The 24,361-nt window shown below is 62.5% G+C and carries 25 protein-coding genes; 13 read left to right on the top strand and 12 right to left on the bottom strand.

Annotated elements, in window-relative coordinates; all coding sequences use genetic code 11:
- Both G7Y52_RS11810 and G7Y52_RS11805 read right to left on the bottom strand, forming a co-directional pair.
- Positions 1-230 (bottom strand): helix-turn-helix domain-containing protein (locus G7Y52_RS11810; RefSeq protein WP_165065509.1); only part of this gene is annotated, 230 nt, incomplete at its 3' end.
- A gap of 80 nt (positions 231-310) precedes the next feature.
- Positions 311-571 carry a hypothetical protein gene (locus tag G7Y52_RS11805; protein ID WP_165072181.1) on the bottom strand — a complete coding sequence of 87 codons (261 nt, stop codon included), beginning with the start codon at positions 569-571 and terminating at the stop codon, positions 311-313.
- A gap of 212 nt (positions 572-783) precedes the next feature.
- On the opposite strand from G7Y52_RS11805, the gene pyrH reads away from it, so the two are divergent.
- Complete coding sequence (gene pyrH / locus G7Y52_RS11800; RefSeq protein ID WP_165072179.1) at positions 784-1,500, top strand: UMP kinase; 717 nt, start codon at positions 784-786, stop codon at positions 1,498-1,500.
- Between the two features lie 29 nt (positions 1,501-1,529).
- Positions 1,530-2,090 (top strand): ribosome recycling factor, encoded by a 561-nt coding sequence (frr, locus tag G7Y52_RS11795; protein ID WP_165072177.1) that lies wholly within the window; start codon positions 1,530-1,532, stop codon positions 2,088-2,090.
- 352 nt (positions 2,091-2,442) lie between these two features.
- Here the strand turns inward: frr and G7Y52_RS11790 are convergent, their stop codons facing one another.
- The gene (locus G7Y52_RS11790; protein WP_165072175.1) at positions 2,443-2,712 is read right to left on the bottom strand and encodes a hypothetical protein; all 270 of its coding nucleotides are present in this window, start codon (positions 2,710-2,712) and stop codon (positions 2,443-2,445) included.
- 26 nt (positions 2,713-2,738) lie between these two features.
- Here G7Y52_RS11790 and G7Y52_RS11785 point away from each other — a divergent pair, with 26 nt between their 5' ends.
- The 5 genes from G7Y52_RS11785 to tsaB all read left to right on the top strand — a co-directional run bounded on the left by G7Y52_RS11785 (position 2,739) and on the right by tsaB (position 7,921).
- Positions 2,739-3,473, top strand: a complete 735-nt coding sequence (locus G7Y52_RS11785; protein WP_165072173.1) for an isoprenyl transferase — start codon at positions 2,739-2,741, stop codon at positions 3,471-3,473.
- Positions 3,463-4,281, top strand: a complete 819-nt coding sequence (locus tag G7Y52_RS11780) for a phosphatidate cytidylyltransferase (protein WP_165072170.1) — start codon at positions 3,463-3,465, stop codon at positions 4,279-4,281. The genes G7Y52_RS11785 and G7Y52_RS11780 overlap by 11 nt, the downstream gene beginning before the upstream one ends.
- 168 nt (positions 4,282-4,449) lie before the next feature.
- A complete protein-coding gene (gene dxr, locus G7Y52_RS11775; protein ID WP_165072168.1) occupies positions 4,450-5,808 on the top strand; it encodes a 1-deoxy-D-xylulose-5-phosphate reductoisomerase in 1,359 nt (452 codons plus the stop codon).
- A 119-nt stretch (positions 5,809-5,927) separates the two neighbouring features.
- Positions 5,928-7,085, top strand: coding sequence for an RIP metalloprotease RseP (gene rseP / locus G7Y52_RS11770; RefSeq protein WP_206215280.1), 1,158 nt, complete (start codon positions 5,928-5,930; stop codon positions 7,083-7,085).
- Between the two features lie 2 nt (positions 7,086-7,087).
- Complete coding sequence (gene tsaB, locus G7Y52_RS11765) at positions 7,088-7,921, top strand: tRNA (adenosine(37)-N6)-threonylcarbamoyltransferase complex dimerization subunit type 1 TsaB (RefSeq protein ID WP_165072163.1); 834 nt, start codon at positions 7,088-7,090, stop codon at positions 7,919-7,921.
- Positions 7,922-7,985: 64 nt separating this feature from the next.
- Here tsaB and G7Y52_RS11760 read toward each other — a convergent pair whose 3' ends face one another.
- From G7Y52_RS11760 to G7Y52_RS11725, 8 genes are all read right to left on the bottom strand, one after another.
- Positions 7,986-8,783, bottom strand: coding sequence for a histidinol-phosphatase (locus G7Y52_RS11760; protein ID WP_241159722.1), 798 nt, complete (start codon positions 8,781-8,783; stop codon positions 7,986-7,988).
- A gap of 246 nt (positions 8,784-9,029) precedes the next feature.
- Positions 9,030-9,659 carry a flavodoxin gene (locus G7Y52_RS11755; protein ID WP_165072159.1) on the bottom strand — a complete coding sequence of 210 codons (630 nt, stop codon included), beginning with the start codon at positions 9,657-9,659 and terminating at the stop codon, positions 9,030-9,032.
- 92 nt (positions 9,660-9,751) lie between these two features.
- The gene (locus G7Y52_RS11750; protein ID WP_165072157.1) at positions 9,752-10,717 is read right to left on the bottom strand and encodes a DUF362 domain-containing protein; all 966 of its coding nucleotides are present in this window, start codon (positions 10,715-10,717) and stop codon (positions 9,752-9,754) included.
- Positions 10,718-10,744: 27 nt separating this feature from the next.
- Positions 10,745-11,065 (bottom strand): hypothetical protein, encoded by a 321-nt coding sequence (locus G7Y52_RS11745; RefSeq protein WP_165072155.1) that lies wholly within the window; start codon positions 11,063-11,065, stop codon positions 10,745-10,747.
- Between the two features lie 33 nt (positions 11,066-11,098).
- Positions 11,099-11,575 (bottom strand): cupin domain-containing protein, encoded by a 477-nt coding sequence (locus tag G7Y52_RS11740; protein ID WP_165072152.1) that lies wholly within the window; start codon positions 11,573-11,575, stop codon positions 11,099-11,101.
- Positions 11,576-11,812: 237 nt separating this feature from the next.
- Positions 11,813-12,739, bottom strand: coding sequence for a bifunctional riboflavin kinase/FAD synthetase (locus tag G7Y52_RS11735; RefSeq protein ID WP_165072150.1), 927 nt, complete (start codon positions 12,737-12,739; stop codon positions 11,813-11,815).
- A gap of 256 nt (positions 12,740-12,995) precedes the next feature.
- Positions 12,996-13,469: a hypothetical protein gene (locus G7Y52_RS11730; RefSeq protein ID WP_165072147.1), complete on the bottom strand. Its 474-nt coding sequence runs from the start codon at positions 13,467-13,469 to the stop codon at positions 12,996-12,998.
- 11 nt (positions 13,470-13,480) lie between these two features.
- On the bottom strand, positions 13,481-15,130 hold the full coding sequence (locus tag G7Y52_RS11725) for a DEAD/DEAH box helicase (protein ID WP_165072145.1): 1,650 nt from the start codon (positions 15,128-15,130) through the stop codon (positions 13,481-13,483).
- 471 nt (positions 15,131-15,601) lie between these two features.
- Here G7Y52_RS11725 and hisI point away from each other — a divergent pair, with 471 nt between their 5' ends.
- The 5 genes from hisI to G7Y52_RS11700 all read left to right on the top strand — a co-directional run bounded on the left by hisI (position 15,602) and on the right by G7Y52_RS11700 (position 20,513).
- Positions 15,602-15,994 (top strand): phosphoribosyl-AMP cyclohydrolase, encoded by a 393-nt coding sequence (hisI, locus tag G7Y52_RS11720; RefSeq protein ID WP_165072143.1) that lies wholly within the window; start codon positions 15,602-15,604, stop codon positions 15,992-15,994.
- Between the two features lie 149 nt (positions 15,995-16,143).
- Positions 16,144-17,037, top strand: a complete 894-nt coding sequence (hisG, locus tag G7Y52_RS11715; protein WP_165072183.1) for an ATP phosphoribosyltransferase — start codon at positions 16,144-16,146, stop codon at positions 17,035-17,037.
- A 332-nt stretch (positions 17,038-17,369) separates the two neighbouring features.
- Positions 17,370-18,143, top strand: a complete 774-nt coding sequence (locus G7Y52_RS11710; RefSeq protein ID WP_165072140.1) for a YkgJ family cysteine cluster protein — start codon at positions 17,370-17,372, stop codon at positions 18,141-18,143.
- A 373-nt stretch (positions 18,144-18,516) separates the two neighbouring features.
- A complete protein-coding gene (locus G7Y52_RS11705; RefSeq protein WP_165072138.1) occupies positions 18,517-19,779 on the top strand; it encodes a sulfite exporter TauE/SafE family protein in 1,263 nt (420 codons plus the stop codon).
- 2 nt (positions 19,780-19,781) lie between these two features.
- A complete protein-coding gene (locus G7Y52_RS11700) occupies positions 19,782-20,513 on the top strand; it encodes a hypothetical protein (RefSeq protein ID WP_165072136.1) in 732 nt (243 codons plus the stop codon).
- A 210-nt stretch (positions 20,514-20,723) separates the two neighbouring features.
- Here G7Y52_RS11700 and G7Y52_RS11695 read toward each other — a convergent pair whose 3' ends face one another.
- Positions 20,724-20,924 (bottom strand): hypothetical protein, encoded by a 201-nt coding sequence (locus G7Y52_RS11695; protein WP_165072134.1) that lies wholly within the window; start codon positions 20,922-20,924, stop codon positions 20,724-20,726.
- A 144-nt stretch (positions 20,925-21,068) separates the two neighbouring features.
- On the opposite strand from G7Y52_RS11695, the gene G7Y52_RS11690 reads away from it, so the two are divergent.
- The gene (locus tag G7Y52_RS11690; protein WP_165072132.1) at positions 21,069-23,981 is read left to right on the top strand and encodes an insulinase family protein; all 2,913 of its coding nucleotides are present in this window, start codon (positions 21,069-21,071) and stop codon (positions 23,979-23,981) included.
- Positions 23,982-24,361: the final 380 nt, after the last annotated feature.

Genomic DNA, 24,361 nt, shown 5'->3' with positions numbered 1-24,361 from the left:
TTTTTATCAAGAAGGGCTTGCAATTCCCGAATCTCCTCGCATGAGAAACAACTTGGGCGATGGCCATTGGGTTTGGCTGATAATCGTTGGTTTTCACGGTAAGCTCTGACCCAATTGCAGATGCTAGCCGGGGTATAACCTAAAATATCTGCCAATTGCCTGGCTGTTGCTTTTCCATCAAGATACGCATGAACAGCCTTGGTTCGGATTTCTTCAGATGCAAATTTCATCTCTGCAATCTAAACGATTTTTAAATAAAATAAAAGTCAAATTGCTCTAACGCTGTCGCCAGAGCGTTTAGCTAATTTCATTAGCAAAACGCTCTAGAGCAGATTACCTTTGACTTTTTATAAAAGTCAAAGGTGGCATTCAGGCGAAAAACGCGGTTTTCGCCTGAATGTACGCCGCGTTGCGGCGGCTGCCGCTTTCGCGTCAGCAGAGCATTTTCAAAGTGAAAATGCTCTAAACTGTGGAATAAGGGCCGCAGGCCGTTTTTCCCCAGCCGCGTTGCCCGTCCTTTTCCGCAAGCGCGGCCCTGTTGCTGGAAACGCCGCGCGCCGCTCTCTGCCATGCCCGCTTCAGGGACAAAAAGCCGCCCGCGTCTGCGGGCCGCTCTCCGGCTCGCAAAAAAGCTTTGAGCTGGGCGCGTTTTCTGCTATGACTCAGGCGTTGCGGCCAAGCGGGCACGCCGCCGGTCGGCGGCCGCCATCCCGTTTTTTGCCCGCAAGGCAGTCCACTGCGGCGAAGGGGATTCAATCAGCGGTTTTTACCAAGGCGGAACCCATGCCCACACTCCAATACAAACGCATCCTGCTCAAGCTGAGCGGCGAAGCCCTGGCCGGGGAGCAGAAAAACGGCATTGACCCCGAAACCGTGGCCGCCATCTGCAACGAAATCGGCACGGTGCTTGACATGGGCGTGCAAATGGCCCTGGTCATCGGCGGAGGCAACATCTTTCGCGGCCTCTCCGGCTCGGCCAAGGGCATGGAACGTTCCTCGGCCGACTATATGGGCATGCTGGCCACGGTGCTCAACGCCCTGGCCGTGCAGGACATGCTGGAAAAACAGGGCTATCCCACGCGGGTGCTCTCGGCCATCACCATGCAGGAAGTCTGCGAACCCTTTGTGCGCCGCCGCGCCCTGCGCCATCTTGAAAAAGGCCGGGTGGTGATCTGCGCCGCGGGCACGGGCAACCCCTATTTCACCACGGACACCACGGCGGCCCTGCGCGGCATGGAGCTGAAGTGCGACGCCATCATCAAGGCCACCAAGGTGGACGGCATTTACGACAAAGATCCCGCCAAACACGGCGACGCCGTCAAGTTCGACTGCATCAGCTACGATGAAACGCTGAGCCGGCATCTGGGCGTCATGGACGCCACGGCTTTTGCCCTGGTGCGCGACAATAAGGTGCCGATCATCGTCTGCCGCATGTTCGGCGGGGATATCCGCCGGGCCGTGCAAGGGGAACCCGTGGGCACCATCGTGCGCGACTGCTGAAGCCCCAGCCCCAGCCAAGGAGTAAGAGAATGGATACAGACAGCATTCTTCTGGACGCCGAAGAACGCATGGAAAAGGCCCTGGCAGCCCTGGACCGCGATTTCGCCAAACTGCGCACCGGGCGGGCCTCCACCGCCCTGGTGGAAGGCATCAAGGCCGACTATTACGGCACGCCGACGCCCATCGGCCAGATGGCCTCGGTGGCCGTGCCCGACAGCCGCACCCTGACCATCCAGCCCTGGGACAAAGGGGGCATAGCCGTGGTGGAAAAGGCCATTCTGAAGTCCGATCTGGGGCTCACCCCGGTCAATGACGGCAGGATCATCCGCATTGTGATCCCCCCGCTTACCGAGGAACGCCGCAAAGAGCTCGGCAAAGTGGCCCGCAAATACAGCGAAGAGGCCAAGGTGGCAGTGCGCAACGTGCGCCGGGACGCCAACGACAGCCTGAAAAAACAGGAAAAGGACAAGGAAATCACTGAGGACGAGCTGAAAAAGGCCGTGGACGACGTCCAGAAGCTTACCGACAGGTTTGTGGCCGAGGTGGACAAAAAATGCGCGGCCAAAGAAAAGGAAATCATGGATATCTAGAAGTCATTGCATACATGACTTCCAGAGCGTTTTGCCAATGAAGTCAGCTCAACGCTCCAGTACCGTGAGCATGTAACGTTCACGGCACTCGCCGCCGCGCGGCAGTCCGCGCGGCGGCGGAACCGCCGTGAGCGGGCCCAAACGAGCGAAGGGCCCATGCAGAGGCTGCCTCATGGACGACGAAGGGCCGAACGGGGGGGCTGGCCTGCCCGCACGCGCAGGCAGGGAGCGAAGCAGCGAGACCCGCGCGCAAGGATTTTCCCGCCGGTTGCTTCATTCTCGCTGCGGCCCTTCGGCCAGGCGCATGAAACTCCCGATTTTGCCGGCCAGCGCCTGATGTTGCCGCAAGGCGTCAGACGCGTGTGCGCGCTCGCGCCTGCAACAGCCTGTGATCGAACCCGCGGAAAAACGTTTCCTGTTGCCGGACTGTTCCGGCCTTCTCGCTTTCTTCGCATTCGAGCGTTTTGCTCATGAAATGAGCTAAACGCTCTGGCGACAGCGTTGGCTGGCTGCCGCAGTAACCAGTTGCTGTCTCCATCCGCAGCTTCCTTCGTCGCAACGGCTGAAGCCTGGACGCGAAATGATGGCGGCGAAGTGATTGAAAATGAATATTTTCAATCAAAAAATGCTCCCGTAGAGGCGTTTTTCATGATTCAAGAAAACCAGACTCTTTCCGAAAATCTGCCCGCGCACATCGCCGTGATCATGGACGGCAACGGCCGCTGGGCCCAGGCGCGCGGCCTGCCGCGCTCGGCCGGGCACCGGGCGGGAGCCGAGGCCGTGCGTATTGTGGTCACCGAATGCCGCAGCCTGGGCATTCGCCACCTTACCCTCTACGCTTTTTCCAGCGAAAACTGGAACCGGCCCAAGGCCGAGGTCAGCGCGCTGTTCAGCCTTTTGCTGGAATTTCTGCGGCGGGAAGTCCCGCTCATGGAAGAAAAGGGCATTGCCCTCAAGGTCCTGGGCGACCTGGACGGCCTGCCTCTGCCCCAGCGCACGGCCCTGCATCATGCCATGAGCCGCACGGCCCACGGCCGGGAGATGATCCTCAACCTGGCTCTTAATTACGGCGGACGGGCCGAGCTTGTGCGCGCCGTGCAAAGCTTTCTGCGCGAGGGGGCAAGCCCGGAAATGGTCACCGAGGAGAGCCTTGCCGCGCGCCTTTACACCCGGGATCAGCCCGACCCGGACCTTTTGATCCGCACCAGCGGCGAGCAGCGCCTCAGCAATTACCTGCTGTACCAGTGCGCGTACAGCGAGCTCTATTTCACGCCCACGCTCTGGCCCGACTTCGGCGTCGCGCAACTGCACGAGGCCCTGGCAGCCTATGCCGCGCGCTCGCGTCGTTTCGGCAAAACACAGGAGCAAATCCATGTCTCTTGACTCAGAGATGCGCAGTATCGACATCCGCCGCATCATTACCGGTCTGGCACTGGCCGCCGTGCTTCTGGCGGCGCTTTGGCTGCGGGGCTGGCCGCTGCTTTTTGTCATTCTGCTGGTGGCGGCCCTGGGCCTCTGGGAGTTTTATTCCCTGTTCTGGGGCCCCACGGGCCGCATACCCAGCCGGATCTGCGCCATTGCCCTGGGCTGGGGCATGCTCTGCCTGACCTGGATGCATCGGCCGCAGGACGCCCTGGTCTGTCTGGGCGCGGCTTTTGTGCTGGCAGCCATGAGCTTTTTATTCCGCTGGGATGTCATTGAGGAAGAAGACGCCTTTGCCGCCAGCGGCATTTTCATGGCCGGGATGGCGTATGTGCCGCTGCTGCTGTTGCCTGCCACCTATCTTTCCACGCTCAAGCTGATCTTCGTGCTGGCCGCCGTGGCCATCTCCGACACGGCCGCCTATTTTGTGGGCACCCGCTTCGGCCACCATAAGCTCTGGCCGCGCGTAAGCCCCAACAAAAGTTCCGAGGGCGCAGTGGGCAGTCTGGTGGCCTGCGTGCTTTTCTGCGCCGTATACGGCGGCATGTACGGCAAGGCAGGCTGGTTTGCCTTTGCGCTGCTGGGCGTGGCGGTCAACGCCTTTGCCCAGTTGGGCGATCTTTTCGAGTCAGCGCTCAAGCGATCCGTGCGGATCAAGGATTCCGGCTCCATCCTGCCGGGTCACGGCGGCATGCTGGACCGCGCCGACAGCTTGTTATTCGCCATGCCCATGGTGGCGGTTGTGGATCAATGGTTCTTTTTTTTCTGAGGCAGGCGTCCGGAAAGCGCGCCGTGCGCCCTCTGGCCGCGTGGCAGGCTCAAGACGCTCCGGGCCTGAAAATACTCCTTCCGTCCCGCGCCGGACGTGCTTTTTGATGGCGCCAGGGCCCTTCCCGGGCGCATTTCAACGATGGAAACAAAGCGTGCAGGCACTCTGATGGCAGAACTCTGGCCGGGCCAGGGCGGTCCGGCGATTGATTACATCTCCGGGCCTCCGCCCGAAGACTGGCGGCAAACATGGCCCCGCGGGCTGGCTATCCTGGGTTCCACGGGTTCCATCGGGCAGAACGCGCTTGCCGTGCTGGAAGCCCGGGAGGAGGACTTCCGCGTGCTGGGCCTTTCCTGCGCCCGCAATGTGGAGCGTCTGGCCCGGCAGGCCGTGCGCTGGCAGCCGCCGTTTCTGGCCGTGCTCGACGAGGCCGCGGCCGCGCGGCTCAAAGAGCTGCTTCCCGCAGGCTACAGCCCGCGGATACTGATCGGACGCGAGGGCTATGCCCGGCTTGCCGCGCTGCCCCAGGCCGCCACCGTGCTTTCGGCCCAGGTGGGCGCGGCCGGGCTGGCGGGCACGCTGGCCGCGGCTCTGGCGGGCAAGGTCATCTGTCTGGCCAACAAGGAGTCTCTGGTGCTGGCCGGAGGGCTGGTGCGCGAGATCTGCGCCCGCACCGGCGCGACCGTGCTGCCCGTGGATTCGGAACACAATGCGCTTTTTCAATGCCTGGCCGGGCGCGGCCAGGAAATCAAAAGCCTGATCCTCACGGCTTCGGGCGGTCCTTTTCGCGGCAAAAGCCGTGAGGAGCTGCGCCATGTCACCCCCGAGCAGGCCCTGAAGCATCCCAATTGGCGCATGGGCGCGAAAATCAGCATTGACTCCGCGAGCATGATGAACAAAGGCCTCGAAGTGCTGGAGGCTTTTCACCTCTACGGCGTCCCGGCCGGGCGCATCCGCGTGCTGGTGCATCCGCAATCCCTGGTTCATTCGCTGGTCGAACTGGCGGACGGCTCGCAGCTTGCGCAGATGGGCACGGCGGACATGCGCCTGGCCATTGCCCATTGCCTGCTCTGGCCACGCTGCGCGCCCGTGGGCGTTGCGCCGCTCAATCTGGTGACGGCAGGGCCGCTTTCTTTTTATGAGCCGGATACGAAATCCTTTCCCTGTATTTCCCTGGCGCGCCGCGCTCTGGCCGAACGCGGGGGGCTCAGCGTGGTCCTGAATGCGGCCAATGAGGCGGCTGTGGAGCTCTTTCTGGCCGGACGCTGCGGTTTTCTGGACATTCCCCGGCTGATCGACGCGGCCATGAGCGCGCACGCCGCGACTCTGCCCGGGCACCAGCCTTTCTGCCCGCCCCTGCGCAGCGTTGCGGCCCCGCCTGACCCGGCCTGCGGCTCTCTTGCCCTTGAGCAGGAAGTGCGTATGTTGATGGAGCGTATTGAAGCGCTTGATCGCCATACCCGGCATGTGGTCCACGAACTGGCGCAGGCAGGCGCGGCTGCCGAGGCCAGGGTCAGCCCTCATTAAGCCACCTGCTGCAAAGCCGCGTTTTGCCTGCGGGAATGACCGCTTGCAACACGATTGCAGATCTACCGTCACTCACGCCAAAGCCGTCCGCGGCTTGGCTGAACCATTGGAGAAACAGCTTGCTGACGACCAGTATCGCCGTTGTCCTTGTTCTGGGCGGCCTGATTTTTTTTCATGAGCTGGGCCACTTTCTCATGGCCCGCAGCCTGGGCATGGGCGTTTCCGTTTTTTCCCTGGGTTTCGGCCCCAAACTTCTCAAGTACAAGGCGGGCAAGACCGAATATGCCCTCTCCCTGATCCCCCTGGGCGGCTATGTGGCCCTGGTGGGCGAAAGCAATCAGGAAGACTTGCCCGAGGGCTTCAGCAAAGAGGAGAGCTTTGCCCTGCGCCCGGCATGGCAACGCCTGATGGTGGTGGCAGCCGGGCCCGCCGCCAATATCCTGCTGGCCTGGCTGCTGTGCTGGGTTCTGGCCTTCGGCTGGGGCACGCCCGTGCTGCTGCCGGATGTGGGCGCGGTGAATGAAAACAGCCCGGCGGCCGTGGCGGGCATCCAGGCCGGGGATCGCATCCTGAGCATCAACGGCACGCCGGTGCCGAGCTGGGAGGCCATGTCCGAAGCGGTGGCCCGAAACGGCGGCAAGCCCATGCGGGTGGAAGTGGAGCGCGCGGGCAGGGGAGCCACCGTGCCGACCGGGCCTGATGCAAACGGCGAGCGCGGTCAGGGCTGGGCTGCCGAGCCGCAGCGGCTGACCCTGACTGTGACGCCGGAGCGCGCGGTGCGCAAGACCATTTTCGGCGAGGAGGAAACGGCCTGGCTGATGGGCGTGCGGGCCGCCGCGCATGTCAGCAACGAGCGCCACGGTTTCTGGGCCTCGGCCTCGGCCGGGGCGAGACAAACCTGGGAGATGGTCTCCCTGACCTGGCAGAGTTTTGTCAAGCTGGCCCAGCGGATCGTGCCCATCGATCAGGTTGGCGGCCCGATCATGATCGTGCAGCTCGTCAGCGATCAGGCCCACAAGGGCCTGGCCGGGCTGCTGGCCCTCACGGCTCTGATCAGCGTCAACCTCGGCATTCTGAACCTCCTGCCCATTCCCATTCTGGACGGCGGGCAAATAGTCTTCTGCCTCTGGGAAATCATCTTCCGGCGGCCGCTCAACGCCAGGGTGCAGGAGTACGCCATGCGCGTGGGCCTTGCCCTGCTGATCTGCCTCATGCTGCTGGCCACATATAACGACATCTGGCGGCTGATCAAAAAGGCCGGCTGGCTCGGAGCGTGAGCATGAGCATCCGGTCCACCGGCCTTGAGCTGATCCTCAATGCCGCCGAGGGCGTGCTGCAAATCGTGGTTACGGACGACGAGGCCGTGCTCTGCGCCCAGGAGTGGCGCAGGGCCGAGCGGGCCACGGAGATTCTGGCCCCTGCCTTGCGGGAAATCTGCGCGGCTCTGGATCTGCGCCTCAGGGATTTTCGCCGTATTGCCTGCGTGCGCGGGCCCGGCTCCTTTACCGGCATCCGCCTGGTGCTGGCCACGGCCGCGGCCCTGCGCCGCACAGGCCGCGCCCGGCTGGCCGGCCTGGATTACATGCAGGCCCTGGCCACCAGCGCGGTGCTGGAGCGGCAACTGCTCTACAATGCGCGACTCTGGGTGCTGACCCACGCCCGGCGCAATCTGGTCCACTGCCAGCCTTTTGTCGCCTATGGGCCGCAGATTCCGGCCCAGCCCCTGCAAGCCGTGGAGCTCTGCCCGCCCGCCGCAGCCCTGCAACGCATCGCGGCCCAGGCCAGGGAATGCGGCGAGCTGCCCGTCCACGTCTGCGGCAGCGGCCTGACGCGCAATGCGGCTGTTTTCGCGCACTGGGGCCCGGACTGGCGCACGGACGCGGCACAAACGATCCGCCCCATGTCCGGACTGGTCAGCCCGAGCGTGGCAGCGCTCTGCCTGCTGGCGCGGCACGGCGACTATTTTCCCGAAGATCTGGAGCCGCTCTATGTGCGGCCTTGCGACGCGGTGGAAAACCTGCCTCGTTTGGCCGAGCGACAAGGTCTGGACAGCGACACTGCCGCGGCAACGCTGGACGATCTGCTCAAGCGCGCCCCGCAGAGCGAAATCTAGAGCTCATGAAAGCAGCTAGAGCAGATTACCTTTGACTTTTTATAAAAGTCAAAGGTAATCTGCTCTAGAAGTCCAGAAAATACGGCTTGCGCGCCAGAAAAAACAGGCTTTGCGCATAGCCGAACGAGCGGGCGTACTCGGCCAGTCTGTCAAATCCCGAAACCGTATCCGCAGTGGTATGCGCGTCCGAGCCAAAGGCCACGGGCACGCCCAGATCGGCGGCCAGCGCCATGATCGCCGGCGCCGGATACGGCTCCTCAAAGTCCTTGCGCAAGCCCGCCGAGGAAATTTCCAGGGCCACGCCCGCCTTTTTCATGACCGCCAGCGTCTTGCGGATCAGCTCCCGGCTTTCCGGCAGGTCAAGCCAGGCCTGAAAGCTCTCATAGGAGCGCACCTTGATGAAGTCCGGGTGAGCCACCACGTCCACCAGGCCGCTGGCGGCCATGCGGGCCATCTCCCTGTAATACGCCGCGTACCGCCGGGTCTTCTCTTCCTCGGCGCAATCCCAGTTTTTGGGCGAGCCCACGGCCAGCCTGTCCAGAAAATGCAGGCCGCCGATCAGATAATCAAAGGGATAGGCGGCCACAAAGTCCCGCATCCAGCCCGGGTTGGAGGGTATCCAGTCCAGCTCCGCGCCCAGCAGCACCTTCGGGCCCGTAGCCGCCTCTTTGAGCGCCAGCACCTCCCGCACATAGTCCGGAAAATCCGCCGCCAGATCCCCGCGGTAGAGCGGGCAGGCGAAACCCGGCGGCAGGGGCGAATGCTCGGAAAAGCCATAATATTCAAGGGGAGTGCGGCAGGCGGCCGCGTACATTTGCGCCGCCGAGGCCTCCCCGTGGGAAATACGCGTGTGATTGTGCAAATCCGCCAGTATCATAGCAGGCCCGGGCGTTTTCAGCTTGCCGCCGCAAAGCCCTTTCTTTGGCGCGGTATATGCCTGCGCGGAAAAGAGCCTCTTCTTGCAGCATGCCTTCTCTTTTTGCGCTCCGGCTTGTGCGTCTGCACTGGCCGCGTCCGGCGCAGGGCACAGCTTTTTTGAAATTTTGGCGTATGTCAAGGCAGAAACGGCAAAAAAACGCATCCGGAACGCGCGACGCCCCTGCGGCTCTTATTCTTTCATGCCGATTTTGCGCAGCCAGGCGACCGTTTCTGCCCGGGCTGAAGCGGCCCGGCTGCCTCTGACCGCCAGCCCCTCCACTACCGTGGACTGGGGGCAAAGTGTTCTGATGTCCGCCATGCTTCTGCCCAGGGCGCTTCCTTCATGGGTGATAAACGGCGCAACGGTTTTGCCCGAGAGGTCGTACTCCGATAAAAACGCCCTGACCGGCGCGGCCACAGTGCCCCACCAGTTGGGCGAACCCACGAAAATCACATCATAGGCCTGAATATTGTTGATCTTTGTTTTCAGCGGCGGTTTGAAGCCCGACGCAAGCTCCCGCCTGGCCTGTTCCGTGAGAGCCCGGTATTCTTCGGGATAGGGCTGCACTGTTTCCAGTTCCACAAGCTCGCCCCTGGTCAGGGTCTGAAGCTGCCGGGCAAGGGCGCGGGTGTTGCCGGAACGGGAGTAAAAAACAATCAGGGCTTTTTTGCCGTGGAGCGACCCCTCCGCCGCATGGGCCAGATGCAGGGGCTGCAACAGCGGGGCCGCCATGCCGGCGAACATTCCGGCAGCCGCGGCTTTAAGCAGATTTCTGCGGGGCCGGTTCAGCCCCGTGTCCTTCGCGCTTCTGGTGCGCATATCTTTCCTCGCTTGCTGATATTCCATATCTGCGCGCAGGCGCGGTTCACATTCAGGCCGCGCAAGGCCGGGCGTCTGCGATTCCGGGCGGATCAGAGCGTGATCAGCTCATAGGCATCGTTGCCCATGCCCTGCTCCTTCATGTAAGAAAGCTGGCGCAGGCCGCTGCGGCTTTCAATGCGTTCCACAAGGTCTCGCCGCTGCGCTTCGGGCAGGGCGTAGATCATGTCCACCGAGGCCTTGTCCACGGCGAGAATGTCCGTGGAGGCCAGGATGCCCAGATCCGGGGCGCTTGGTTTTGCCGCGCTGGTTCCGGCGCAATCGCAATCCACGGACATGTTTCTGAGCACATTGATATAGGTGATGCGCGGCCCGAAGTGGGTGGTTATGGCCTTGCCGCCCTCCACCATGCGCTCCATGAAGCGCGGGCCGCCGGACCAGAGCTCGTCGCCCTCCCTGTGGATCTGGGCTTTGCCGACCTTGCCCGAAGCGCAGCCAATGGCGATATTTTTCAGTGAGCCGCCAAAGCCGCCCATAGTGTGCCCCTTGAAATGGGTGAGCACCAGCAGGGAGTCATATTCCAGCAGATGCTTGCCCACGGCCAATTTTTTGAGCCATTTGCCGCCGGGCACCGGCAGATCGACGTCGCCGTCCGCATCCATGATGTCCACCGGGCAGAAGGTCCAGCCGTTGGTCCGCAGCGTCTCCAGATGACCTTGTGTGCTCTGTCTCGGGCTGGGATACAAGACATTGCACTCCACAATGGTGCTCTCGGGCAGGGTGGCCTGAAAAGCCCTGACCATCTCGCGCGGCAGGATATTGGGCCCGTGCGGCTCGCCGGTGTGCAATTTGACGGCGATCTTGCCGCCCATGCCCTGATTGACCTGCGCATAGAGCTTTTGCAGCGCTTGCGCGCTGATTTCCCTGCTGAAAAAGACCCGCGCTTTTTCCTGCGGCGCGGCCAACGCCGGGCCGTGCTGCCAAAACACGCCTGTCGCCAGAGCCCCGGCGGCCAGGGCGCCGCTTTTCAGAAAACCGCGTCGTGAAAATCCGTTCATCGTGTCCTCCCCGCAGTTGGGAACCGTTCATGGGTGATTGCAGGGGGCAGCCCGGCAGGGAGCTCCCTTTGCCTGGCACAACAACAGCCGCCGCAGACAATGTCCCCTTGTCCACCGGCCGGCTGGCGGCAATGGCGCTATGAGAGCGGTTTTTGATTGAAAATGAATATGTTCAATCAAAAAATGCTCTAGGCAGATTACCTTTGACTTTTTATGAAAGTCAAAGGTGGCATTCAGGCGAAAAACGCGGTTTTCGCCTGAATGCACGCCGCGTTGCGGCGGCTGCCGCTTTCGCGTCAGCAGAGCATTTTCAAAGTGAAAATGCTCTAAGACAAGGGAAAAGAGCATGGCGAAACAGCGCCCGGGCCTCCGGCTGCGCGTTCAGCGACCGTTATACTCCTGATCCGTCACTTTTTCCATCCAGACCACATTTTTCCCGTCACGCGTTCCGGTCAGGGCTATATGGGTCATGGCCGCGTGCGGCGAGGCCCCGTGCCAGTGCCTGACCTGCGGCGGGCACCAGATCACGTCGCCCGCGCGGATCTCAGTGATCGGGCCGCCTTCTGCCTGGGTCAGGCCGACCCCGGAGACGACCACCAGATGTTGCCCCGCAGGGTGCGTATGCCACGCGGTGCGGGCCCCGGGTTCAAATGTGACATACGCCCCGGAAAAATGCACCGCGTCATTGGCCGGAAACAGCGGCTGAACCCGCACAGCGCCGGTGAAGAAGCTCTCCGGACCCTGAAGGGCGGCCTGCGCGCCCGCGCGGGTCACGGTCTGCCCGGTGGCGGCAGCCTGTCCGCTGCCCGCGGCAAACAGCAGGAAAAAACACGACAAGAACAGGACAAAACGAGGCATATCCGGCTCTCCTTATCTGAAAGTTCTTTTGTAACGAACTCTATACAGATACAAGGCCCGGGAGTAGATACAATTCTGCCTGATTATTGCCTGATTCTCTCAAGATGTGGGGGCGTAGCGTCGGGGGCGCGGTCGCGGCACGGCGGTTTGGCGCAATTTCACTGTGAAAACGATCTGCTGCGGCGAAAGCGGCAGCCGTTGCATCCTTGCTGTCGATGCTCTAAGCGTTACACGGCATTACGGTTTGGCCTGGGCTAAAACCCTGCGGGTTTCCTCCACGTCGCGCGCGATCTGTCGGCTGAGATCCTGCGCGGATGCAAAGCGTTGCTCGTCGCGCAGCCGGGCCACAAATTCAAGGCGCACATTTTGGCCGTAGAGATTTTCCGAGGCGTCCAGCAAAAAACTTTCAATGCACAGCTCGCGCCCGCCGAAGGTGGGCTTGCGGCCCACATTGATCACGGCCTGATAGTCGCAGCGGCCCACGCGCACGCGCGCGGCATAGACGCCCTCGGCGGGCAGCAGTGCCGGCGGCGGCAGGAGATTGGCCGTGGGAAAGCCCAAACCGCTGCCGCGTCCCTCGCCATGCACTACCGGGCCCGAAAAACCGTAAAAACGGCCCAGAAGCCGCGCGGCCTGCCACACGTCGCCCCGGCGGATCAGATCCCGCAGGCGCGTGGAGCTGACCACCGCATCGTCCACAATGACCGGCGGCAACTGTTCCACGCCGAAACCCCAGCGTGCGCCCAGGGCGCGCAGCACCTCCGCGTGCCCGCTGCGATCCCGCCCCAGGGAAAAATCATAGCCCACTACCAGCTCCCGCAATTTCAGGGGCAGGAGAAAGCGGCGCACAAAGTCCCCGGGCGTGAGCGCCGCCAGTTCGCGGGTAAAGGGAAGTTCCAGCACATGCCGCACCCCGATCCCGGCCAGAAGCTCCAGGCGATCCTCCCGGCTTGTGAGCGGCAGATGGCCCCGCTCCGGCGAAAGCACCAGGCGCGGATGCGGCCAGAAGGTCAGCACAACGCAGTCCAGGGCCTGCTCCCGGCAGACTTCCAGGGTACGGAGAATCAGGGCCTGATGCCCTTTGTGCACGCCGTCGAAGTTGCCGATAGTCACGCCCGCGCCTGCAAGAGACGAAAGGGCGTCCACGGAAGTTACAATTTGCATGTATGTGTTGATTCCGAAAAATAGGGAAGTACGCTGAAACAAGCCTGGAGCAGGGGCTGCCCGGGGCTCTGCCTTTTCACATGCCGCCCGGCCCGCAGGCGCATTCTGGAAATGCCCGCTCTGCGGGCCGCAGCATACCCTGCGCCGGTTCCGCTGTCGAGAGCGGCGCTGTCTCAACCCAGGGCTGACACATCGTATGCGGCGGGCATGGCTTCGCCCTGACAGGGCGTTTAGCTAATTTCATCAGCAAAACGCTCTAAATAAGCCTGTCGAAAATGATCCTGTACGCCTTGCGGATATGCAGCACAAGCCTGAGCGTCAGGCTGCGGGCCTGCTTTTCGTCCTGGCTGGAAAAGGAACCGAGATGCCGGGCCAGATCGCTGAAGTCGCTGTTGCCCTTGGGCTGGAGCATGCCCCAGTATTCCCTGGCGCGCTCCATAATCCGCGCGCTGACCTTGTCGGGGTGCGTGGCCTGGTAGCTGCGCAGAAAGGTCTCGAATATGTCCTCCGCATCCTGCGGAAAGGAGCTGGCCAGGGCCAGACGCCAGAGAGCCATGTACAGCCCCCGCCATTCCACCAGCATCTGGCGACGGCGCAGAAACTGCATACGGCCGATGCCCATGAGCTCCAGTTCGGAAGTGAAATCCGCGTCCTCCAGCAGAGCCGCGAAATTCTCCAGGGCTTCCTGCGCGGCGCTTTCGGCGTCAAAGGCTTCCGCTGTATTTTGCATACGCTTTTCGCTCAATCCTTGTCTCTGGCCGCCGCTTCCTGGCCCTCGGCGCTTTCGCGCCGCCGCGGGGAACGGCGGCGGCGTTTGCCCGGACGCGGCGAAGGATCGTCCTCTGCCTGACGCTTCCGGCCCGCCACGGCGGCGCGGCGGCTGTCGGCACGTTCCGCCTGCTTGCGGCCCGCGGCAACAGGGCTGTTGTCAGGGAAGCGGTTTTCCTGAAGGCTTTGCTGATGCGCGGCATCCAGCAGCATGGCCAGCAAAAGGCCGTCATCCTCTTCCTCGCTCTGCCGGGCCAGTTCGCGCGCCAGGCCCGCATAGCGGGCCACGCGCATACGTTCCAGACCCGTCAGCGCGCGGTAGCGCGCCTCCAGGATGGCGGTCAGGCGCGTGCCGGCCACCGTGGCCACATCGTCGTCAGTGGGCAGCGGCAGCTCCATGAGTCCGATTTTATAGTGCCTGGCAATGCGCTCCAGCTCCATGCGCTGCATGACGTCCACCAGGGAGATGACGGTGCCCGCGGCTCCGGCCCGGCCCGTGCGCCCGGCGCGGTGGATGTAGCTTTCATGATCTTCCGGCGGCTCATACAGAAAAACATGCGAGAGCGCGGGGATGTCGATGCCGCGCGCGGCCACGTCCGTGGCGACCAGATATTGCAGGCGGCCCTTGCGGATCTTGTCCAGCACGGCCTCGCGCCGGACCTGCGAAAGATCCGCGGAAAGCTCGTCGGCGCTGTAGCCGAAGCCCTGCAGCACGCCGGTCACATAATGCACATTGGCCCTGGTGTTGCAGAAAATGATCGCCGAGGCCGGGTTTTCGGTTTCCAGCAGGCGGACCAGCGCGCGATCCTTGTCCATAGGCTTGACCTGGCAGAAAAGGTGCTGCACTTCGGCCACATGCACTTCTTTTTGCGACAGGGAAAGCAGGGCGGGATCGCTCATGAATTCCGCAGCCAGCTTGAGCACATGCGGCGGATAGGTGGCCGAAAAAAGACAGGTATGGATGCGCCGTTTGGGCAGGTGGCGCTGCACTTCCTTCATATCCGGGTAAAAACCGATGGAAAGCATGCGATCGGCCTCGTCAAAGACCAGCTCCCGCAAATCCTTGAGCTCCAGCGTGCGGCGCAGCAGATGATCCAGCACGCGGCCCGGCGTGCCGACAATGAGCTGGGCCCCGTCGCGCAGGGCGTCCATCTGTTTTTTATAGCCCACGCCGCCGTAGACGGCCACGGTGCGGATGCCCGTGCCCTCGAAAATCACGGCGGCCTCGCGCTCCACCTGCACGGCCAGCTCGCGCGTGGGCGTGAGCACCAGGGCCTGCGGCGCTTTGAGGCCGGGGTCCAGGCGCGGCAGCATGGGCAGCAGATAACAGCCGGTCTTGCCGCTGCCCGTGCGGGACTGAACCATGATGTCGCGCCCTGCCAGCAGGTAGGGCAATGCCAGGGACTGCACAGGCATCAGGCTTTGCCAGCCCGAACGCGCGCAGGCCTCCTGCATGGATTTGGGAAGATCGGCCAGGCTCACCCGCGGCAGGGCGTCTTCGGGCTCTCTGACGGCAATCCCGGCCAGGGGCTGCTCGTCCGCTCCGGCCCCGGGAACGTGTCCGGGCGCGGCAGCGGCCGCAACGTGCGCATCAACAGGGGAATCGGAATTTTTTTCAGACATGAAGCGTCCCGGCGGCAGAATGCCTTACTAGAATCTAGAATAAATATATATCCCGCGCAAAAACAGACATTTTTGCGCGGCAGTGTCAGCGGCATACGGCTTGTTCCCGGCACTGCGCAATGGGCGGCCCGGGCGCGGACCGCGCCGTGAGCCGGAATCCGAAGCCCGGCTGGGGCTGAGCCGGCTTCCGCCCTTGCGGCAAAGCGACAGCCCGTTCGACGGCGGCAGCGCTCGCGCATCCGCGAAACAGCTCTGCCGCTAATGGAGCAGGATGCCATAATCGATATTTTTTCGCAAGGATCGCTGTGCCCTGCGCCCTGCGACGCTGCGAAAGCATTGCCCTGCCGCGCTGCCGCCGGCTTGCGTCCGCACACGATTGCGGATAGATTCAGGCCCGTTGCGCGACGCGGGCAACGGAACACCCCGCACGCGTCGCGCCCGTGCAAACACGATCGCAAGGAGAATCTGCGCATGCCCTGTCTGCCCCCGCCCGACTTTGCGCCCGACTTCGGCAAAGGGCTGATCCCGGCCGTGGCCCAGGACTGGACGACCGGCGAGGTGCTCATGCTGGCCTACATGAATGAGGCGGCCTGGCGCAAAACGCTTGAAACCGGCGAAGCCCACTACTGGAGCCGCAGCCGCCAGGAGCTCTGGCACAAGGGCGCGACCTCCGGCCATGTGCAGAAAGTGCGCGCTCTGCGCCTGGATTGCGACAGCGACGCCCTGCTTCTGCTCATTGAACAGATCGGCGGCGCGGCCTGCCACAGCGGGCGGCGCTCCTGCTTTTACCGGGAATGGCGGGACGGGCGCGTGAACCTGTGCTCGCCACAGATCTTTGATCCCCAAAAAGTTTACGGCGGCTAGAGCATTTTCCTTTTGAAAATGCTCTGCTGACGCGAAAGCGGCAGCCGCCGCAACGCGGCGTGCATTCAGGCGAAAACCGCGGTTTTCGCCTGAATGCCACCTTTGACTTTCATAAAAAGTCAAAGGTAATCTGCTCTAAGGGAGGCCACATGAGCGCGGAAACTGCATCGATCATCAAGCTGGGCGTGCCCAAAGGTTCGCTGGAAGAAGCCACTATCAATCTTTTTGAGCGCGCGGGCTGGAAAATCCGCAAGCATGCCCGCAATTATTTTCCGGACATCAATGATCCCGAAATCACAGCCTCCCTCTGCCGCGTGCAGGAAATAGGCGGCTACATTGAGGCCGGAGTCCTGGACGTGGGCATCACCGGCCTGGACTGGCTTTTTGAGCGGGGGCACGAGGCCCGGGTGGAACGCATCGCGGATCTGGTCTATTCAAAAACCTCCAACCGGCCCTGCCGCTGGGTTCTGGCCGTGGCCGGGGATGCGCCGTACACGAGCGCCGAGGATCTGGCGGGCAAGCGCATCGCCACGGAGCTGGAAGGCCTGACCCGGCGTTACTTCGCCCAAAAGGGCGTGGACGTGGATGTCTTCTATTCCTGGGGCGCCACCGAGGCCAAGGTGGTCGAAGGCCTGGCCGACGGCATTGTGGAAGTGACCGAAACCGGCACCACCATCCGGGCGCACGGCCTCAGAATCATTGATGAGGTCATGCTTTCCTATCCCGTGCTGATCGCCAACAAGGAAGCCTGGAAAGATCCGCGCAAACGGGCCAAGATCGAGCAACTGAACCTGCTTTTGCAAGGCGCGTTGCGCGCGGAAAATCTTGTGGCCATCAAAATGAACGCCCCGGCCGCCAATCTGAGCGTTATCCTGGAAATGCTGCCTTCGCTCAATTCGCCCACGGTTTCCCCCCTGCGCGACGAGCGCTGGCTTTCCGTGGAAACCGTGGTCCAGATCGACATTGTGCGCGATCTGATCCCGCGGCTGCGCAAGGCCGGGGCCGAAGGCATCATCGAATACGCGCTGAACAAGGTGATTTAGATCATTTTTCCCTTGAAAATGCTCTGACGCCCCGCCGTATGCGGCGGGGGATGTCACAGCCTTCCCGCGCTTTTGACCGCGCTCCCCCGCAGCCCTGTCAGGCTTTTCCCGCTCCGCGCCCCGGGCAGCCTGCATGGCTTCTGCCGCGGAGGCCTGGTTCGCCTTGCCCGCGCATTTGCCTTTGCGCCGCGCAAGGCCGTCCACTGCCTGCGCGTTGCCCGAAAGACCGCTTTTCATGGCGGCAGGCAGCGGCACGCGCGGCTGCTCGCCGCATATCCGGCGCCTGACGGGCGCCCATCCGCGCCCGCAGGGCGCACAACAAAGGAGCCCCCGTGCACGACGACGCCAGCCGCGAATTTCTGGATACGCTTCCCGAGCTCAAACCGGGCGAGACGTTCTGTTTTGACTGTCACCCTGGAGTGCCCTGCTTCAATCACTGCTGTGCCGAGCTGACCCTGCCGCTCACGCCCTATGACGTGGTGCGCCTGCGCCGCCATCTGGGCCTCGGCAGCGAGGAATTTCTGGGGAGCTTCGCCACAATGCGATCCTTCCCGGACACCGGCTTTCCGCTGCCGCTGCTGCGCATGCTGGAGGGGCCGGGCGAACCCTGCCCCTTTGTGACCCCGGCGGGCTGCTCGATCTATGAGGATCGTCCCGGCGCATGCCGCTGCTACCCCTTGGGGCGCGGCACGAAAATGGCGAAGGACGGCGTGGCCGAACGCTTCTTTGTGGTGCGCGAGCCGCACTGCCACGGCTTTGATCAGGGCACGGAGCGCACGCCCGCGGCCTGGTTTGAAAACCAGGAGCTTGCGGCCTATAACGCGGCCAATGATCGCTACATGCGGCTCATGGCCCTGGTTCGGGGCACGGGCAAACCCCTGGAGGCGCGCCTGGCGACCATGAGCGTGCTCTGCCTGTACCAGCCCGACAAATTCCGCGAGCTGATCGCCAACATGCGCATTTTTGAACATGTGAGCGTGGACGCCGCGCGCCAGGCCGCCGTCATGGAAGACAGCCTCGCGGGCGACATTGCGGCCCTGGACTTCGGTCTGGACTGGCTGGAACTGGTGATTTTCGGCCAGTGCCCGGGGCTCGCCCGAAAGTGACGCGGCCGGCAAAAAATTCTCGCTCCGGCGCTTCACGGCGCAAGTACATTTCGCCTGCGCCTCTCTCTGCTGTCGTCATCCGTAAGGCGGCACAGCCGCCAACGGCTGACGCGCGCGGCGGGCATGGCAGTTTTTTTCGGCTCTCTGGGTTCCCTTGCTCGTGATAAATTTCTTTTACAAAAATCTCAAAATATGCCAATCTGGGCCTTGGGGGCTGACGTGTAGCGGGATACTTATTATTTATTTTAATAAATACAAATGGTTACAGACATAAAAATGCGTTTCCGCAAAATCGGCGCAACGGTCCCGCCCATCGTTTCTCGGTACCCATATCCCACGGCTGCGGCCGGTCACAATCACACGGGAGGAGCGTATGCGTTTTGGCAGGCAAGTGTATGAATTTCTTCTGAGCGGTTCCATGGCGTATGCCAAATGGGATCTTGAGGTTTCCACCTCGATCCTCAAAAACCGCAAAAAACTGCTCATACTGCTGGCCCTGGCCGTGCCCATCCTGGCGGGCTGTCTGGCCGAAGCTTATGAATACCACGAGATGCTGGGGGGCAAAAGCGCCTATGCTCCGGCTTTCTACACCACCACCATTTTTCTGGCTTCCATTGCCGTGGGCCTGGCCGCCGGTCTGATTACCGGCTGTATCGGCGCGGGCGGCGGCTTCATCATCACTCCGGCCCTGATGGCCGTGGGCGTCAAGGGCATTCTGGCCGTAGGCACGGATCTGTTTCACATTTTCGCCAAGGCGATCATGGGCACCACCGTGCACAAGAAACTGGGCAATGTTTCGGCCAAACTGGCCATCGCTTTTCTGACGGGCTCCATTCTCGGCACCTTCATCGGAGGCGCGATCAACAAAGGCCTCTATAATTTCGATCCCCTGCTCTCCGAGCTTTTCATCAGCACCATTTACGCCGTGCTGCTGGGCTTTTTGGGTTTTTACGCCCTGTTTGACTTTTTGAAGGCCACGCGCGGCTCCAATGCCGCCAGCCAGGACGCGCACGGCGGCAGCGCGGGCATGACCGGGCTCTCCATCAGGCTGCAAAGCATGCGTGTGCCTCCCATGATCACCTTTGATGAGGATCTCGTACCCGGCGGCCGCCGCATTTCCGGCTGGATCGTGGCTGCGGGCGGCGTGGTTGTGGGCCTGCTGGCGGCCATCATGGGCGTGGGCGGCGGCTTTGTGACCTTCCCCATGTTTGTCTACATCTTCGGCGTGTCCTCCATGACCACCGTGGGCACGGACATCCTGCAGATCATCTTTACCGCCGGTTTCGCGGCCATCGGTCAATACGCCATTTACGGCTACGTCTTCTATACCCTGGCCGTGGGCATGCTGCTGGGTTCCCTGCTGGGCATCCAGATCGGCGCGCTGACCACCAAAGTGGTCAAGGGCGTGCATATCCGTGGCTTCTACGCCATCTCGATCATTGCCGGTTTCATCAACCGCGCCGCCACGCTGCCCAAGAAGCTGGTGGAAATGGAGGTGCTCAACTGGTCGCCGGGACTTGTGAGCGCCATTGAAGAAGTGGGCAATGTGGTCTTCTGGGTGGTGGTGGCCTTTTTCGGCATCTGGGTGTTCGGCAAATTCTTTACCAACCTGGGCAAACTCAGAGGGGAGGCCTGATTATGCTTATTCATGAAAAAGCCCCCTTTGCGCGGGGAAGCCTGCTGCTGCTTTCTTTTCTGGCGCTTTTTGCCGTCCTGCTCATGCCTGTCATGCGCGACGAAAGCGGCAATCACCTGACCGGCCTGCAATACGCGGACAATGTTTTCAATGAGTTGTCCAAAGGCTCTTCCTACTTCATTCCCGGAGTGCGCGAAAGCCTGAAAAGCGTGGAAGGCAAGGAAGTGCAGCTCACCGTGAAGCTGAAAAAGGCCGATCTGGCTCCCCTGGCCGTTATGGTGCTGCAAAAATCCGGAGCCGCCGACGCAACGGCCGCTGACGGAAAGGTCAGCTTCAGAGGCGATCTGGGCACGCTTCTGGCCTCGGCCACAGACGACGCGAACGCTCTTTATCACAACAATGCCGCCGCGGTTGCGCAAAAATACGAGGGCGCGCCCGCGCTGAAAGTCGCGGCTGCCTGGTGGTATCTGCTTTCTCCCTCCATCAAGGAATTGCAGAAAGAGCGCCGGATCAGCGAGGCGCAGGTGGTGGATCAGGTTGTGCGCCGGGCCATTGAGCCGGGCAACAACTTCTACAGCGTGCTCCCGGCCAAAGTATCCGAACATATCTGGCTGATGAGCGGCATGCTGATCTTTTATGTGCTGTACACGCTCTGGTACGGCTTTGCCATTTTTGAACTCTTTGAAGGCGTCGGCCTTGCCATGACCAAGTCCAAGGTCAAGAGCGAAGGGTAGCATCCCTTTTTCTTGTCCAGGCTTTTTCGGCCGCAACGTCGTTTCGCGACGTTGCGGCTTTTGGCGTCCCAACCGTTTTACAGTGTTCAAGGCGGTGGAGCCGCCGCCCTGCTTTGCACCTGCCCGCCCGCGAGCGTCATCGGTTTTGCCGCTGCGGCTTGTGAGAGGATCTTCTCTCTGGGGAGCCCGGACGCTATGCGAGCCTGCGGTTTACACGCCCGCGGCAAAACGACGCCTGAGCGCGCGCCGCCCCAGCCGCCAGATCAGGCGCGCCAGAGGCGCAAGCCAGGCATAGCGTCCGGCCGCGGCTTCCAGGTCGCGCAATTTGCCCAGCCAGCGGGCCGCCACGGGATTGCGGGACAAAACATCCACCAGAAAAAAGACAATCAAAAAACGCACCAGATGCGCCATGCGGGATTCTCCTGCTTTTGCGCCGGGCCGGGCGAGGCCGGGGGCTCTTTTCAAAAAAGCGCGCACTACATATAGTTATGCCGCAAGCACCTGACAAGACATGCGGCCGACAAGCGGCAGCGACGACACAAGGATATGAATTTTATGAATAAACACGGCTTTACCCTGCTCACGGAGCGGGACATGGCGGAAGTGGGCGGCACGGCCCGCCTCTGGCAACATGATGCAACAGGCGCGCAACTGCTCTCCGTGAGTACTGCGGACGAAAACAAATGTTTCGGCGTGAGCTTTTGCACGCCGCCCACGGATTCCACGGGCGTGGCGCACATTCTGGAGCATTCCGTGCTCTGCGGCTCCGACAGGTATCCGGTCAGGGAGCCCTTTGTGGAGCTGCTCAAGGGCTCGCTGCAAACCTTTCTGAACGCCTTCACCTTTCCGGACAAGACCTGCTACCCTGTGGCCAGCGCCAATCTGCAGGATTTTTACAACCTGATCGACGTCTACATCGACGCGGTCTTCCACCCCCGGATCAGCGAGGACATCTTCCGCCAGGAAGGCTGGCATGTGGAAGCCGAAACGCCCGACGGGCCCTGGAGCTACAAGGGCGTGGTCTATAATGAGATGAAGGGCGTGTATTCCTCGCCGGATTCAGTGCTGGCGGAGCAGAGTCAGCAGGCCCTGTTCCCGGACACGCTCTACAGCCTGGATTCCGGCGGCAACCCGGAGCATATCCCGGATCTGACCTATGCGGCCTTTTGCGATTTCCACAGCCGCTATTATCATCCGAGCAACGCCCGTTTTTTCTTCTGGGGCGACGACCCGGAAGAGCAACGCCTGCGCCTGCTTGACGCTGCCCTGCGCGGCTATGCGGCCCGGCCCGCCAATGCTGCCGTGCCCCTGCAACCGCGGCTGGACACGCCGCGCCTGCTGGAAGTGCCCTATGCCGCGGCAGAAGGCGAAACACGCGCCCTGTTCACCATCAACTGGCTGCTGGGCGAACGGGGCGACGTGAGCCAGGCCCTGCTCATGGAAATGCTGGAGCATATTCTGGAAGGTCTGCCCGGCTCGCCCCTGCGCAAGGCCCTGATCAGCTCCGGCCTGGGCGAGGACACCACGGGCTGCGGCCTGGAAACAGATCTGCGCCAGATGTACTATTCCACTGGTCTTAAAGGCGTGGCCCCGGATGACGTGCAAAAGGCCGAGCTTTTGATTTTCGAGGTTCTGGCGGAACTGGCGGAGCAGGGCATAGACCCCGAAGCCGTGGAAGCGGCGGTGAACAGCGTGGAATTTGCTTACCGCGAAAACAATTCCGGGCGCTTTCCGCGCGGGCTGGCGGCCATGATCCAGTCGCTCTCCACCTGGCTGTACGGCGGCGACCCGCTGGCCCCCCTGGCCTGGGAAGCGCCGCTCACGGCCCTTAAGGAACGTCTGGCCAGGGGCGAGAAAGTCTTTGAGCAGGCCATCAGGGACTGGTTTCTGAACAATGCGCACAGGGCCACGGTGGTTCTGCTGCCGGACGCCAGCCTGGGCCGGGCCCGGGAAGAGGCCGAGGCCGCCCGCCTGGCCGCCGTGCAGGCTGCGGCCGGGCCGGAGCAGCGCCGGGAACTGAGCGAGGAAACCCGCCGCCTGCAAGAGGCCCAGACCACGCCGGACAGTGCCGAAGCCCTGGCTTCCATACCCGGATTGGGCCTCGGCGATCTGCCACGGGAGAACGCGTCCATTCCCCGCCGGCTCGATCAGATCCCGGAAGCCGCACTGAGCCATGAGCTGCCCACGCGGGGCATTGCCTACGCCAGTCTGCTCCTGCCGCTGGAGCAGGTGCCCGAACGCCTGATCGCCCTGCTGCCGCTTTTTGCGCGTTCTCTTACGGAACTGGGCACGGCCCGGCGTGACTTCACGCAACTGGGCGCATACATGGCGGCCAAGACCGGCGGCGTGGGCGCCGAGCCGCTGCTGGGCACCACCAGGGGCGAGCGCAAAACCCTCAGCTACCTGATCCTGGCGGGCAAGGCGGTTTACGACAAGATCCCGGATCTTTTCGACATCTTCCATGAAATTCTTCTGGAGCCGCTGCGCGATGCGGAGGTGGCGCGCGAACGTCTCAAACAGATGCTTCTGGAAGGCAAGGCCCGCCTGGAGCACGGCTTGCAGGCCGCCGGGCATGCCGCCGTGAGCACCAGGCTGCGCGCGCATTTCACCGGTGCCGGCGCCCTGGCGGAACGCACTTCGGGCCTGAGCTACCTGGCTTCGGTGCGCGGCCTGCTGGAACAATTGGAAAAGGAGCCCGACGCGCTGCTGGCCGATCTGGAGGAGTTACGCGGCCTGATCATTGCCCGCAGCGGCGCGATCTTCGACTGCACGGCCGAAGCCCCCGGGCTTGCGGCGGCCCGGGACAAAGCCCGGGCCCTGCTGGCCTCCCTGCCCGAGCGGGCGGCCACGGCCACGCCCGACGCGCGCCTTACGGCGCCCCTGCATCTGCCCGCGGGCGAGGCATTTCTGGCGCCGGCCCGCATCAACTATGTGGGCAAGGCCGCCAATCTCTACAATCACGGCTATGTCTACCACGGCTCGGCCAGCGTGATTCTGCGTTATCTGCGCATGGGCCACCTGTGGGAACAGGTGCGCGTGCGCGGCGGCGCTTACGGGGCCTTCTGCAATCTGGATCGCCTGGGCGGCACCCTGGTCTGCGCCTCCTACCGCGATCCCAACGTGGACGAAACCCTGGCCGCGTTTGACGGCATGGCCGACTTTCTGCGCGGCTTCACGCCGGACAGGGAGCAACTGACCCGTGCCATTGTGGGGGCCATCGGGGATCTGGACAGTTATCTTTTGCCCGACGCCAAGGGCGCCCAGTCCCTGGCGCGCTGGCTGACCAACGACACGGACGAGGCCCGCGCGCAAATGCGGGAGGAAATCCTGGGCACCACCGAAAAACACTTCCGCCAGTTCGCGGATGTGCTGGCAAGCTTGCGCCAGGGCGCCGTCTGCGTGCTGGGCGGCCCAAAAACCGAGGCAGCCGCGCAAGAGCACGGCTGGGCACTGCAAAAACTGTTATAGAGCAATTTCACTTTGAAATTGCTCTGGCGGCCGCGGGAGCGGACGCCCGCGCCGAATGAGCGTCCAGACCGCGTTGCGGTAGCCGTTAGCAAGCTTTGCTTGCGTACGGATAGCGACAGCGGTTGCGTTGGCTGGCTGCCGCAGTAACCAGTTGCTGTCTTCATCCGTAGCTTCCTTCGTCGCAACGGCTGAAGCCTGGACGCGAAATGATGGCAGCGCCGCTTTTGAAATTGGATAATTTCAAAAGCAAAATGTTCTAGAGCAGATTACCTTTGACTTTTTATGAAAGTCAAAGGTGGCATTCAGGCGAAAAACGCGGTTTTCGCCTGAATGTACGCCGCGTTGCGGCGGCTGCCGCTTTCGCGTCAGCAGAGCATTTT

Source organism: Desulfovibrio sp. ZJ200 (genome assembly GCF_011039095.1).
Taxonomy (GTDB): Bacteria; Desulfobacterota; Desulfovibrionia; order Desulfovibrionales; family Desulfovibrionaceae; genus Desulfovibrio.
The sequence above is the reverse complement of the archived record's forward strand: the minus strand, read 5'-3'. Positions and strand labels throughout refer to the sequence as shown.

What these genes read in the sequence shown, in the direction of transcription:
- G7Y52_RS11805 (WP_165072181.1), bottom strand. Translation starts at nt 571, where the DNA reads ATGGCAGAGAGCGGCGCGCGGCGTTTCCAGCAACAGGGCCGCGCTTGC.
- pyrH (WP_165072179.1), top strand. Translation starts at nt 784, where the DNA reads ATGCCCACACTCCAATACAAACGCATCCTGCTCAAGCTGAGCGGCGAA.
- frr (WP_165072177.1), top strand. Translation starts at nt 1,530, where the DNA reads ATGGATACAGACAGCATTCTTCTGGACGCCGAAGAACGCATGGAAAAG.
- G7Y52_RS11785 (WP_165072173.1), top strand. Translation starts at nt 2,739, where the DNA reads ATGATTCAAGAAAACCAGACTCTTTCCGAAAATCTGCCCGCGCACATC.
- G7Y52_RS11780 (WP_165072170.1), top strand. Translation starts at nt 3,463, where the DNA reads ATGTCTCTTGACTCAGAGATGCGCAGTATCGACATCCGCCGCATCATT.
- dxr (WP_165072168.1), top strand. Translation starts at nt 4,450, where the DNA reads ATGGCAGAACTCTGGCCGGGCCAGGGCGGTCCGGCGATTGATTACATC.
- tsaB (WP_165072163.1), top strand. Translation starts at nt 7,088, where the DNA reads ATGAGCATCCGGTCCACCGGCCTTGAGCTGATCCTCAATGCCGCCGAG.
- G7Y52_RS11755 (WP_165072159.1), bottom strand. Translation starts at nt 9,659, where the DNA reads ATGCGCACCAGAAGCGCGAAGGACACGGGGCTGAACCGGCCCCGCAGA.
- G7Y52_RS11750 (WP_165072157.1), bottom strand. Translation starts at nt 10,717, where the DNA reads ATGAACGGATTTTCACGACGCGGTTTTCTGAAAAGCGGCGCCCTGGCC.
- G7Y52_RS11745 (WP_165072155.1), bottom strand. Translation starts at nt 11,065, where the DNA reads ATGCTCTTTTCCCTTGTCTTAGAGCATTTTCACTTTGAAAATGCTCTG.
- G7Y52_RS11740 (WP_165072152.1), bottom strand. Translation starts at nt 11,575, where the DNA reads ATGCCTCGTTTTGTCCTGTTCTTGTCGTGTTTTTTCCTGCTGTTTGCC.
- G7Y52_RS11735 (WP_165072150.1), bottom strand. Translation starts at nt 12,739, where the DNA reads ATGCAAATTGTAACTTCCGTGGACGCCCTTTCGTCTCTTGCAGGCGCG.
- G7Y52_RS11730 (WP_165072147.1), bottom strand. Translation starts at nt 13,469, where the DNA reads ATGCAAAATACAGCGGAAGCCTTTGACGCCGAAAGCGCCGCGCAGGAA.
- G7Y52_RS11725 (WP_165072145.1), bottom strand. Translation starts at nt 15,130, where the DNA reads ATGTCTGAAAAAAATTCCGATTCCCCTGTTGATGCGCACGTTGCGGCC.
- hisI (WP_165072143.1), top strand. Translation starts at nt 15,602, where the DNA reads ATGCCCTGTCTGCCCCCGCCCGACTTTGCGCCCGACTTCGGCAAAGGG.
- hisG (WP_165072183.1), top strand. Translation starts at nt 16,144, where the DNA reads ATGAGCGCGGAAACTGCATCGATCATCAAGCTGGGCGTGCCCAAAGGT.
- G7Y52_RS11705 (WP_165072138.1), top strand. Translation starts at nt 18,517, where the DNA reads ATGCGTTTTGGCAGGCAAGTGTATGAATTTCTTCTGAGCGGTTCCATG.
- G7Y52_RS11700 (WP_165072136.1), top strand. Translation starts at nt 19,782, where the DNA reads ATGCTTATTCATGAAAAAGCCCCCTTTGCGCGGGGAAGCCTGCTGCTG.
- G7Y52_RS11695 (WP_165072134.1), bottom strand. Translation starts at nt 20,924, where the DNA reads ATGGCGCATCTGGTGCGTTTTTTGATTGTCTTTTTTCTGGTGGATGTT.
- G7Y52_RS11690 (WP_165072132.1), top strand. Translation starts at nt 21,069, where the DNA reads ATGAATAAACACGGCTTTACCCTGCTCACGGAGCGGGACATGGCGGAA.